The 11209-nt window shown below is 72.5% G+C and carries 11 protein-coding genes and 1 pseudogene; 3 read left to right on the top strand and 9 right to left on the bottom strand.

From position 1 onward, the window contains the following. Nucleotides 1-355: 355 nt before the first annotated feature. From NBZ83_RS24295 to NBZ83_RS24280, 4 genes are all read right to left on the bottom strand, one after another. On the bottom strand, nt 356-1294 hold the full coding sequence (locus NBZ83_RS24295; RefSeq protein ID WP_261570606.1) for a hypothetical protein: 939 nt from the start codon (nt 1292-1294) through the stop codon (nt 356-358). 240 nt (nt 1295-1534) lie between these two features. Then, the gene (locus NBZ83_RS24290; protein ID WP_261570607.1) at nt 1535-1873 is read right to left on the bottom strand and encodes a lycopene cyclase domain-containing protein; all 339 of its coding nucleotides are present in this window, start codon (nt 1871-1873) and stop codon (nt 1535-1537) included. Next, entirely contained in the window at nt 1870-2292 is a 423-nt protein-coding gene (locus NBZ83_RS24285) for a lycopene cyclase domain-containing protein (protein WP_261570608.1), read from the bottom strand. Before NBZ83_RS24285 ends, NBZ83_RS24290 begins: the two co-directional genes overlap by 4 nt. 16 nt (nt 2293-2308) lie before the next feature. Beyond that, nucleotides 2309-3067: a thiamine phosphate synthase gene (locus tag NBZ83_RS24280; protein WP_261570609.1), complete on the bottom strand. Its 759-nt coding sequence runs from the start codon at nt 3065-3067 to the stop codon at nt 2309-2311. Nucleotides 3068-3183: 116 nt separating this feature from the next. Between NBZ83_RS24280 and NBZ83_RS33975 the strand changes: the two are divergent. Continuing rightward, nucleotides 3184-3354, top strand: a pseudogene (locus NBZ83_RS33975) (hypothetical protein); the annotation flags it as partial. Here NBZ83_RS33975 and thiS read toward each other — a convergent pair. From thiS to NBZ83_RS24255, 5 genes are all read right to left on the bottom strand, one after another. Further along, entirely contained in the window at nt 3275-3538 is a 264-nt protein-coding gene (gene thiS / locus NBZ83_RS24275; RefSeq protein WP_261570610.1) for a sulfur carrier protein ThiS, read from the bottom strand. The pseudogene NBZ83_RS33975 and the gene thiS overlap by 80 nt on opposite strands. 127 nt (nt 3539-3665) lie before the next feature. Beyond that, on the bottom strand, nt 3666-3989 hold the full coding sequence (locus NBZ83_RS24270; protein ID WP_261570616.1) for an Rv2175c family DNA-binding protein: 324 nt from the start codon (nt 3987-3989) through the stop codon (nt 3666-3668). Nucleotides 3990-4095: 106 nt separating this feature from the next. Further along, nucleotides 4096-5781 carry a Gfo/Idh/MocA family protein gene (locus NBZ83_RS24265; RefSeq protein ID WP_261570611.1) on the bottom strand — a complete coding sequence of 562 codons (1686 nt, stop codon included), beginning with the start codon at nt 5779-5781 and terminating at the stop codon, nt 4096-4098. Between the two features lie 199 nt (nt 5782-5980). Continuing rightward, a complete protein-coding gene (gene thiH / locus NBZ83_RS24260) occupies nt 5981-7222 on the bottom strand; it encodes a 2-iminoacetate synthase ThiH (protein ID WP_261570612.1) in 1242 nt (413 codons plus the stop codon). After that, on the bottom strand, nt 7219-8151 hold the full coding sequence (locus NBZ83_RS24255) for a thiazole synthase (protein ID WP_261570613.1): 933 nt from the start codon (nt 8149-8151) through the stop codon (nt 7219-7221). The genes thiH and NBZ83_RS24255 overlap by 4 nt, the downstream gene beginning before the upstream one ends. A gap of 502 nt (nt 8152-8653) precedes the next feature. Between NBZ83_RS24255 and pknB the strand changes: the two genes are divergently transcribed. Together pknB and NBZ83_RS24245 are read left to right on the top strand one after the other, a co-directional pair. Beyond that, the gene (gene pknB, locus NBZ83_RS24250; protein ID WP_261570614.1) at nt 8654-10834 is read left to right on the top strand and encodes a Stk1 family PASTA domain-containing Ser/Thr kinase; all 2181 of its coding nucleotides are present in this window, start codon (nt 8654-8656) and stop codon (nt 10832-10834) included. 94 nt (nt 10835-10928) lie between these two features. After that, nucleotides 10929-11209, top strand: a 281-nt coding sequence (locus NBZ83_RS24245) for a hypothetical protein (RefSeq protein WP_261570615.1), incomplete at its 3' end; no start/stop codon positions are given.

Here is an 11209-nt window from a genome sequence, read left to right as displayed (position 1 = left end):
ATCCGTGGCTGGATCCGTGGCCGAGGCCGACGACGCCCCCGCGGGTCCGACCTCGGCCACGGATCCAGCCACGGATGCAGCCGTGGATCCAGCCGTGGGACAGTCATCGCCCGGCCCGGGCGCAGCGCCCCCGCCCCGCGCGCCGTGGCCGCCACGTGTCCGGGGAACAGCCGACCGACGCCCTTCCTGACCTGGCCTTACTCGCCTACGTGATCGAGGGGCCCGGGGAGGACACCGGCCAGGCTCTTGGCGAGGCGGGGCGCACCTGCGATGATAAATTCGCCGCCCGGCACCCCCCGAGCCGGGCGGCACTATGCTTTCCGGCCGCCGACCGATACGGCCGTTACACGCCGGCTCACGACGGGCAGGGCAGCACAACAAGTGAGCCCGGCGACTGCGCGCGTCGCCCTTCCAGATCCGTGACGGTAGCGGTGTAGTTGATCGTGCCGGGATCCTGCGCGGACGCCAGCTGGCCGGTCCACGTCGAGCGGTTTCCCGTCGCCTGGCCGAGGCTCAGCGACTCGGTCGTCGTTCGCCCACCGGGCAGGACGGCGGTCAGTTCCACGGCGAAGATGCCGGTCTCGTCGAGCGCCGTCACCGTCACCGTCGCCTGTGCCACGCCCGCCGCCGACGGGCAGCCCGCCCGCGAGACCCGATCCGGCGCGGCCACCACCGAGAGGATTCGCGGTGGTCCGTCAACGCTGGCCGTGATGCGCACGTCGGCCCCGCCGACGCCGTTGCGCGCGCTGACCGGCACGGTGACGTCGACCCGCCCCGGCGGGGCCACCGACCGGTCGAGGGTGATCACCAGGGGAACGTCCGCCCCTGGGTTGACGCGGGGCCGGTCGGGGACGACGGCGAGCCAGGCTGGACTTACCCCGACCGCGACGTCGACCGGCGCCGTGCCTTCGCCGCGCAGGTCAAGCCGCCAGACCGAGTCGACCGGGCCGAGGTCGACCGTCGTCGCGCTCACCGTGAGGACCGAACCGGTGGGCCGCGGTGCCACCGGGACAGCCGCGGCGCCGCTCTGCCCGGCGGCACGCGAACGGGCTCCGGAGGGCGCCGCGGACGGCGAGGCCAGCGCGGAAGCCGGAGCCGTCGAGGCGGCGATGCCGGCTGCGGGAGTCGACGATGCGGCCGCACCCGGCCGGTGGGTCGTGGTGGTCGCCGTCAGCACATCCGACGGACCCTGCGCCGCCGGCGCGAACGGGGCGGTCGGGCCGCCGGGGCGGCTGGTGGGCCCGGCGGCCCGCCCGTTACCGGCCATTCGACCATGGATCAACACCAGACTCACAACAAGCAGCGCCAATGCGGCCACTGCGGCGATGATGCGCCCCCATCGAACGGGCAGAATCCTGCCCGGCTTACCCCAGGGAGAGCGGTGCCGCCCCGCCGAACCCGGGCCCCCCGCAACATCATGCGTCATCACGGTCGAGGTTAGGCCGATGGATGACCTCTAGGGGGTCAATTCACTCGTTTCCGTCACGGAGTGTGGGGAGATTTCATTCAGTTTCGCAAATGTAACGCAACGCTGCTATTCGCGACGGTTGGTGGGGGCTGGGTGACGCCGGAGAGACCGATCGAGGCGTCGACCCCACCAGACCCACCAGGTAAGCGTGTGGGTGACAAGGGCGAAGCCGAACAGCAGGTCCTCGACCGGAGCGTAGGCGATCCGTAGCCCCGTGGTGGCGCCCGGATCGTAGACAACGATGCCGAACCCGGTGAGGATCCCGTTGGACAGCAGCTGGAAGACAACGATGATCGCGTACGAGACCCAGAAGATCCGCCGGGTCACCAGCCGGGTGCGCAGGAGCCACAGGTCGGCGGCAACCGCCGCGGCGACGCCGAGTACCGCCAGCACCGTGTAACTCATCCCTGCACGCCCCCGGGCTCGCCCACCGTGCCCCGGCCCTCGGCCACCTGGTCGGCACCGCCTGCCTCCTCGACGGCGGCGGGCTCGTCGCCGGGCTCGTCGCCGGCCGGCCAGCCGCGCACCGCCCGGACCGCCTCCAGAGTCAGCACCGCGCAGACGGGAACCACGAGAAAGAACAGCAGTTCGTCCAAGGGCAGGTGACCGGGCAGCCGCACACCGGTGATGCTGCGCGGATCGAAACTCCAGTGACCGGCCGCGATGGCGTACACGTCCCAGGCGACGAAGATCAGAACGACGGGGAGCAGGGTCAGCAACAGACGGCGTGGGCGGGCGTAGACCCTGGTCCCCAGGAACAGCTCGAGCGGCGCCGTGCCAAGCAGGCAGGCGGCCAGGACCGCGAGGTAACTCAGGTGCCGCATGGCGCCCATACCTGACTCAGCTGGTACGCAACCGTCGGGCCAGCGCGGCGGCGCTGGCGGCGGGGTCCTCGGCGGCGGTCAGGGCACGCACGACAACCACCCGACGGGCCCCCGTGTCGAGGATGTCATCGATGGTGTCCGGGCCAACGCCGCCGGTGACGAACCAGGGCTTCGCGCCCGGGAGGAACGGCGGGGCGTGGCGGGCGGCGAGCCGGGGCAACCCGAGGCCGACCGGTGGACGCCCCTGCTTGGTCGGGGTCGCGTGCACCGGGCCGACGCACACGTAGTCGACGTCCGGGTCGGCCAGCGCCGCCAGGAACTGCTCGGGACTGTGCGTCGACTGGCCGATCAGGACGTCCGGGCCGATTAGCCGACGGGCGAAGGCGGGCGGCACGTCGTCCTGGCCGACGTGCAGGATGTCCACCCCGGTGAACGCGGCGAGGTCGGCACGGTCGTTGGCGCTGACCAGGGTGTCCCGACCGGCGCCGGCCGCGGCGATCTCACGCAGGCCGCGCACCTCGTCGGCCCATTCGAGGTTCTTCTCGCGAAGTTGTACCAGGTCGACGCCGCCCCGGCCGGCCGGGCCGATCACGGCGTCGAGGAACGGGCCGAACTCGGCCCGCCGCGGCGTGCAGAGATACAGCCGAGCGTCGGCGAGCCGCCGCAACCGGTCCGCCCGCACCGACCCTTCCGCCGAAGCCCCGTCCCCTGCCGACCCGTCCGCTGCCGACCCGTCCGCTGCGGCGGCGGGCGGCGTCGGTCCAGTCGTGGTCATCGGGTTCTCAGCGTGGAGACTCCGCCGTTCACGGCGGGGAGGAAACGCCACTCCGTCACGCTGGGCATCAGTTGCCATCCAATCCGTAGAACCTAGGTCGTTCCCGTTTCCGGCTCTGTCCGACCGTCGAACAGACGGCCGCTTTGGAGATGCATTGCGGGCGTGCGCGGTACGGGTGGGATCCGGCGCTGCGCGACTTCGCCACCGCTAACCTCCGGCGACGGCACGCACGATCTCCAGGATGTCGCCGTCCGCAAGCCGGACGCCGGACAACTCGGACGGGGTGAGCGCCAGCCCGTTGCGTTCGACGACCACCGAACCGGGCCGCAGGCCGAGCTCGACGAGTAGGTCGGGCAGCGGCTGGCCGTCGGCCACCGCGCGGACGGCGCCGTTGACGACGACCTGTGCCGGGGCCGGTCCCCGCGGCGGAGTGGGGACCGACGCCGAGGCGGGCGGCGGGCGATCGACCATGCCTCGACCCTACGGCAGCCGGCAGCCCACGACAGCCCGCAAGCCCAGCACCGCGCCGAACGCGCGCCCACACCACAACCGCGCAAGGAACCACGACCACGCAAGGAACCACGACCACGCGGCCTCGTCAGAAGGCGAGAGCCTGCGCCCGGCGCTTGACCTCCTTGCCGCGGTTCTCGACGAGCGCCCGCATCGGGGTGCCGGGCAGGCTCGGATCCTCCCGGAAGAGCCAGTCCAGGGCCTCGTCGTCGGTGAACCCCGCGTCCGCGAGGAGCGTGAACAGGCCGGGCAGGCCCTTGACCACCACACCGTCGCAGATGAACTCCGCCGGCACCCGTAGGACGCCGCCCTCCCGCCGGGCCAGCATCGTCCGGTCGCGCACCATCTGCCGAACACGGGTCACGGGAACCTGCAACTGCGTTGCGGCGTCGGGCAGGGTCAGCCAATCCATGGTCAACAGTAAACACCTAAGCCGGGACAGCGTCGTACGAGGCCCGGTGGGGTGCGCACCACCGATGACCTCGACAGACCCGACGAGAGTCGGCGCCGGCGCAGCGTCACAGCGGTACGACCTGTGCTCCGCCGGAGGCGGCCGACCGCACCGCGGCCTCCAGCACCGCAACGACCGGGCGGGCCGCCTCGATGCCATAGCCCACGAGGGGCCAACCGGAGACCAGACAGTCGGCGAGGTCATGGTAGAACGCCGCCGCGCCGCCCAGCCCCAGCCCGGGCGCCGGCAGCGGAAGTCGGGTACGGACGCCGTCGTAGGTGGCCAGCAGCAGCGAAGCCGGGCCGTCGGCGTCGTCGTCCTGCGCGGCGCGGCGGCCGGCGTGCCGGCCCAAGACCACCGGCTCGTCGCCCATCAGCTCGGGGTTCGCGGCGGCGGGGGCGTCGTCGAGGATCAACGTGCCCACGCTGCCGAGCACCTCGATGCACGGGCGGACCGCCACCGTCAGGTCAGAGACGGTGATCTGCGCCTGCGCACCGTTCGCGAAGCCCAGCAGCAGCTGGCTGTGGTCGGCGTTGCTGACGTGGTGCCAGACCCGCTTGAGCTCCGAGGCGCTGACCCACTCGACCGGCTCGTCCACCAGCGCGAGCACCTGGTCGACGCCGGCGGCCCCGCGATCGTAGAGCTGGCCGCCGCTGATCCGCTCGTCGTCGCGCCAGGTACCCGCGGGTCGGCGCAGGTTGCCGCGGTGCAGAGCCAGCCGCAGCGGCTCCCCGATCGCGCCCCGCCCGACGGCCGCGTGCAGCGCGCGATAGCCGGGGTCGGCCCGCCCCTGCGGGTACACCGCGAGCAGCAGGTTGCGCTCCGCTGCGAGCTTGGCGAGCTGGTCGGCGTCGGGCGTCGTCAGGCACAGCGGCGCCTGCACGACCACGTGCTTACCGGCCTCCAGCGCCCGTCCGGCCCACTCGAGATGGGTGTGCGTCGGGGTGGCGACGACGACCACGCCGAGCTCGGGATTGTTCACCAGATCGTCGGGGTCCTCGACTCGGTGGGGCAGGCGGCCCGCGGAGTGCGCGGACGCGCGGCCCGGGCCTCCGTCGCACAGGGCTGTCAGCTCCAGCCCCTCAGTTGCGTCGAGGCCCGCGTGGTGGGCTGCGGTGGTGTCGGGGGTACCGAGCAGGCCGACGCCGACCGGCGGCGCGTCGTGCACGCCGAGGCAGTGCCGCAGCCACCGCCCGACGAGCCGATGGTAGGCCGGGTCACCGAGCACGCCGGCGCCCGTGCCCAGGGTGAACATGCCGAGCCCCGTCTCCGGCCGCCAGGTGCAGACGGGGTATTCGCTCATCTCATGGCGGATCAGCAGCAGCCGCTCGACGTCGTCGGCGACCTTCTCCGGGATGACCCAGCTTTCCCGCGGACGGAAGTCACCCGACCGCGCCATGATCGCGCCGCCCTGCGGCCCGGCCTGCAATCGCAGTTCGTAGGGGGGCGTCGTGCGGCCGGGGATGAGGCCGGAGGCATCCACCAGCGGGCTTTCGGCGGGCAGGGCGCGCACGGTCGGGCCGGCGAGCAGCACCGGGACGGACTGCCGGGCGCGGTCGAGCAGCTCCTGCTCGACGTGGTCGAGGGGACGATCGATGAGGACGAGAAGCGCGTCCGCCGACCGCGCCGAGGTCGGGCCGAGACCCGCTGCGCGCAGATGGTCGCCGAGCGCGTTCACCCCAGGCAGGTTTGACACCAGGTGAATGCGAGGCACGCCCGGCACTCTAGTGGCCTTCACGACGCCGGCCGCCATTCGGGTCGAGAAGGGGCGGAGTGGGCCCTCCCTACATTACAAACAGTGCCCTACAACTACCCTCAAAGGGCGCATAGGGGAATTGCCGCGGCACCGTCCGGAGGCAGAACGGTCCGTTAGCGCCGCTTCGTCCGGACCGGGCTCGACGGCCCGGGTTCCGAACGGTTCAACGCGGCGAGGCAGGTGGGTCCGGGCGGGCTCAGCCCAGTGCCGCCCGCGCGGCCGACGGGTCCACGGGAGGGCCGGTGCGCGGGTCGGGATGGTGCCAGGGGGTCGCGTCGACGAGTGGGAAGGCGTCCTTCCACACCGGCTCGTAGCCGGCCGCGACGAGCATCGCGGCGACCTCAGCCGGCGCGCGCTCGTCCGAAATCGAGAACTGCTCCTGGGCGGTGCCCGGCGAGCCGTAGCCGCCGGGCTCGGTGGAGGAGCCCGCGCTGATCGTCGTCGCCGCGATGCGGACCAGGCCGTCGCGCATCGCCGCCGGTTCCCGGGTGGACAGCGTCAGCGCGAGGTCGGGTTCGACCAGCCGCAGGGCCGCGTACGCCTGCACGAACTCGGGGTCCGAGACGACCACCGTCGGCGGGAACCCGCTGGCACTCGGCTTGATGCGCGGCAACGCGACCGACACCTCGGTCCGCCAGTACCGCCGCGACAGAAACGACGCGTGGGCAGCCAGGGCGAGCACGTCAGCCCGCCAGTCCGGGGCGAGGCCGAGCAGGGCGCCGATCCCCAGCCGGCGTGCCCCGGCGCCCGCGGCCCGTTCGAACGACGACAGCCGGCGGTCGTAGTCGCGCTTCCAGCCCGCGACGTGCACCTCGGCGTACCTGGTCCGGTCGTAGGTCTCCTGGTAGTGAACGACGCCCTCCAGCCCGGCCCGCACCAGCCGGGCGTACGTGTCGTCCGACCAGGTCTGCGTCTCGATCGACAGCGACGGGAACATCGGCCGCAGCCGCTCGACCACGGCGACGAGGTAGTCGGCGGACACCTCGACGCGGTGTTCCCCGGCGACCAGCAGCAGGTGGCGGAAGCCCCGTCCGGCCAGCAGCCTGCCCTCGGCCGCCACCTCGTCGATGCTGAGGGTGCGCCGCGCGACGGGCAGGCCCTTGGCGAAACCGCAGTACGTACAGGACGACAGGCAGGCGTTCGAGACATACAGCGGGGCGAACAGGCGCACGGCCCGACCGAAGCGACGCAGCGTGGTCGCCCGGGCGGCGAGTGCGAGCTCCTCCAAGCGTCCCGTCGCGGCCGGTGAGAGCAGGACGGCCAGCTCCTCAAGCCCAAGCCGCCCCGGCGCCGACTCGCCCCGGCCGGCCGGATCGGGAACGACCCGGCGAAGCACTGCGTCGACCTCCGCCGGCGTCGTGCGCCCCGACCGGGCGGACAGGCCGGACAGGTCCAGCGCGGCGAGCTCACGGGCGAACTCCCCCCGCGGCGCGCTCACCCGACCGCCTTGCCGTTGCCGTTCGCAGAGGTCCCGGGGGGCGCAGCGCCGAGGGCGCCGAGGAAACCGGTCAGCGGCGAGGACGCGGACGCCGCGGTGGCCGTGCCGGGCCCGGCCTGCCCGGCCAGGTAACCCAGCCGCCCGGCGACGGTCGCGAGTGCAAAGGCCCGAGCCATCCGCACCGGGTCGGCCGCCACCGCGATCGCCGTGTTGACCAGCACCGCGGCCGCGCCGATCTCCATCGCCTCGGCCGCGTCGGAGGGCACACCGAGGCCGGCGTCGACGATCACCGGCACGCCCGCGCCCGCCACGATCGCCTCGATCGCGTCCCGGGTACGCAGCCCCCGGTTCGAGCCGATCCAGCTGCCCAGCGGCATGACCGTGGCGCAGCCGGCCTCCTCCAGCCGGCGGGCCAGCACCGGGTCCGCCGAGCAGTAGGGCAGGACGGTGAAGCCGTCGGCGACCATGAGCTCAGCGGCTCGCAGGGTCTCGATCGGGTCCGGGGCGAGCGTCCGCGGATCCGGGGTGACCTCCAGCTTGACCAGGCCGGTTCCGGTGGCCGCGCGGCCCAGGCGGGCGAGGCGCAACGCCTCCGCCGCGTCCGCGGCACCGGAGGTGTTGGGCAGCAGCGTCATGGCCGGCGGGACGAAGTCGAGCACGTCGCCCTCGCCGGCGCGGTCGAGGTCGACCCGCCGCAGCGCGACCGTCACGATCTCGGCACCGGAGGCGAGCAGGCTGTCGCGCATCACCTCGTGGGCGGCGAACTTGCCCGTTCCGACCAGCAGTCGGCTGCCATAGGAGCGGCCGGCGATCACGAGATCATCGCCCCCGTACGGCTCGACCGCCTCGACGGCGTCGGACCATGAGACGCCGGACGGCCCGGACCATCCCGACTTGGGAACGGTGGGACCTGACGGAGCCTGCGACATGATGACCATCCTCCCCACGCGCGCATGACCGCGATCGGGTATGCGGGTCGCCGGCGGTTTTCCTGGCCGGCCTCTCAGCCCACGTCCACGGGCTCCCCGGTGCTACCCACAGTCTAGCCGGCCCGACACCGCCACCGAGCCGGATCGACGCACCCCACCCACCTGGAGCGGCCGCATCGGGGGCCCGCGGATCGGGGCGGACCGCCGATTACCCGAACGTGGCGGGAACGCCCCCCTCAGCCGGGGCACGCCCTCGTCAGCCACGGCAGGCCTGCGGTGGCATGCGTGGGCCGCTGCGGATGCGCGCAGCGCGGTCACCGCTTACGGAAGGGCTGGAGATTCAGTCGAACACCGTCAGCCGGTATGACCGATAGCAACGGCTATGTCCGAGGCATCTCGATGCGTTCCCCGACCCCCGGTCCGAATCTGGAGTTAACACCACGAGGCTCCGGTAGCGGCATGGTCTGGCGACGATCGTAAACTGTCTCCCGTGGATGCCACCGTGGCCGACCCCGTCATAGGTCGGCTTCTCGACGGCCGTTACACGGCGCAGGAACGGATCGCCGTCGGCGGCATGGCGACGGTGTACGTCGCGCACGACAACCGGCTGGATCGGCTCATCGCCCTCAAGGTGATGCATCCCAATCTCAACCACGACCCGGAGTTCGTCGCCCGCTTCCACCGTGAGGCCAAGGCGGTGGCGCGCCTGAACACCCCCCGGGTCGTCTCGGTGCTCGACCAGGGCTCCGACCACACCTCGGCCGGCCTGGTCAACTACCTGGTCATGGAGCTGGTTCGCGGCCGGTCGCTGCGCCAGCACCTGGCCGCCCGTGAGCGGCTGCCGGTCGCCGAGGCCGTCGAGATCATCGAGCCGGTGATGGAGGCGCTCGCCGCTGCGCACGCCGCGGGCATCATCCATCGCGACATCAAGCCCGAGAACATCCTTCTCGGTGATGACGGCCAGGTGAAGGTCGCCGACTTCGGCCTGGCCCGCCCGCTCGGGCAGCCCACCCAGGCGCTCACCGACGGGGTGATCATGGGCACCGTCGGCTACCTCGCACCCGAGCAGGTCACCCGAGGCACCGCCGACACCCGCAGCGACGTCTACGCCGCCGGGGTGGTGCTGTTCGAGTCGCTGACCGGCCAGCTGCCACACAGCGGCGCGACCCCGATGTCGATGGCCTACCAGTCCGTCCACGGCGACGTGCCGGCGCCGTCCACCATCGTCGAGGGCGTCCCCGCGGAGCTCGACGGCCTCGTGCTGCGGGCGACCTCGCGCGACCCGGGCCGTCGGCCGGCCGACGGCGCGGCCCTGCTCGACGAGCTGCACCGCATCGGACCGTACCTGCCACCGGCGGACGCCTACCAGACCGGCTTCACCGGCGAGGTCGAGCGGATCGGTCTGATCGGCCCGGCTTCCGAGGGCTCGGAGCCCGACTACACCCGTGCCTTCCAGCCCGCCGACTACCACGACGACTACCACGACGACTACCACGACGCCCGCGGCGCCGGGCCGTTCACCGGCGCAGAGTCGGGGCGGCCGTCGAGGGCCGACACCACGGAGCATGATCCGGCCGCCGGGCCACCGTATGCGGGTGGGGTCGCGAGCCAACCCGGAACCGGGGCGCTCTACCGCTCCTCGGCAACGCCCGGCCAGACGTCCACCAGCTATCTCGGCGCCGCGCATGGTCGGCGCCGCGCCACGGACTCGGGTACGGGTTCTGGTCCCCGTCGGTACGCGCCGCTCGCCGTGGGCGGCGCGGCGATTCTCGTCCTGCTACTCGGCTTCATCACGCTGCGCTCGCTGTCCAGCGACAAGATCGAGGTCCCGCTGCTGACCGGCCTCAGCAAGTCGGACGCCGAGGCGGTGCTGCACGACGACGGGCTCAAGCAGAGCTACCTCGATCCGGTCGCCAACCTGACCGTGGCCGCCGGTCACATCGCCCAGCAGGATCCCGAGGACGGGACGAAGGTCGACAAGAACGCGGTGATCACTCTGCGGCTCAGTTCCGGGCCGGCGACCGTCGCCGTGCCGGACCTGGCAAATCTCACGCAGGACCAGGCCACGGCCCGGCTCAAGGAGGTCGACCTCGCCGTGGGTGGGCTGTCCAACCAGGCCAGCGACACCGTCCCCGCCGGCCACGTGATCGGCACGAACCCGGCCGTCAACACGGCGCTCAAGCCCAAGGACGGCGTCACCCTGATCATGTCGAGCGGGCCGGACAGCAGACAGATGCCGGCCGACGTCATCGGCAAGACCTACGACGCCGCCAAGGCGGAGATCGATGCCCTCGGCATTGCCGGGGTCATCGTCCAGCGCGCGTTGACGGTGACCGAGGACGCGACCCCCGGCAACGTCGTCGGCGCCGCCCCCGGGGTCGGCCAGGCGATCATGCCCAAAAGCACCGTCACGCTCACGGTCGCATCCTTGCCCGACGCCGGTGACGACTCCACCGACGGCGGTGACGGCAACGGCGGTGACGGCAACGGCGCGCAGGTCACCGTCCCCACACTGATCGGCAAGACCTACCGCGACGCCGAGGGCATCCTCCGCCAGCGCGGGCTGAAGATCGATCGGTTCGCCGTGTTCGGCAGCCTGAACGACCGGGTGACAGCCCAGTCCGCCCAGCCCAACTCCAAGATCAAAAAGGGTAGTACAGTATACGTAAACACTGCGTGGTAGATCAGTAACTGAACGACGGTCAACCTCGGTCGGGCCGGCGCGGGGGCAGCCGGCTCCCGGACCGCCGCCGCACGACCGCTCCCAGGGGGAGGACGTGAGGGCAGCGCGCGACCACGGCCGGGATCACGCCGGAGTGGAGCAGCCCGGGCCTCGGCTGCGTAGCTTCCGGCGGTGGCGGCCGCGTCAGACCCGCGCCGAGCAGGCCGCCGCTCTGCTGGACGGCCAACGCCCGCCGACCGACGCCGTCGAACTCCGCCTGGCGAACGCGGCGGCAGCCCTACGTGACCTCCCGACACCCCGGATGAGCCCGGTGCGCCGCGACGCCCTGCGCACCCATCTGCTCGCCGCCCTCGCCGAGACCGCCCTCCCCCAGAC

The organism is Frankia gtarii (genome assembly GCF_025403375.1).
Taxonomy (GTDB): domain Bacteria; phylum Actinomycetota; class Actinomycetes; order Frankiales; family Frankiaceae; genus Frankia; species Frankia gtarii.
The sequence above is the reverse complement of the archived record's forward strand: the minus strand, read 5'-3'. Positions and strand labels throughout refer to the sequence as shown.

Excerpts from the sequence above, each read along its gene's own strand:
- NBZ83_RS24290 (WP_261570607.1), bottom strand. The coding sequence starts at position 1,873 with ATGAGTTACACGGTGCTGGCGGTACTCGGCGTCGCCGCGGCGGTTGCC.
- NBZ83_RS24285 (WP_261570608.1), bottom strand. The coding sequence starts at position 2,292 with ATGCGGCACCTGAGTTACCTCGCGGTCCTGGCCGCCTGCCTGCTTGGC.
- NBZ83_RS24280 (WP_261570609.1), bottom strand. The coding sequence starts at position 3,067 with ATGACCACGACTGGACCGACGCCGCCCGCCGCCGCAGCGGACGGGTCG.
- thiS (WP_261570610.1), bottom strand. The coding sequence starts at position 3,538 with ATGGTCGATCGCCCGCCGCCCGCCTCGGCGTCGGTCCCCACTCCGCCG.
- NBZ83_RS24270 (WP_261570616.1), bottom strand. The coding sequence starts at position 3,989 with ATGGATTGGCTGACCCTGCCCGACGCCGCAACGCAGTTGCAGGTTCCC.
- NBZ83_RS24265 (WP_261570611.1), bottom strand. The coding sequence starts at position 5,781 with ATGGCGGCCGGCGTCGTGAAGGCCACTAGAGTGCCGGGCGTGCCTCGC.
- NBZ83_RS24255 (WP_261570613.1), bottom strand. The coding sequence starts at position 8,151 with ATGTCGCAGGCTCCGTCAGGTCCCACCGTTCCCAAGTCGGGATGGTCC.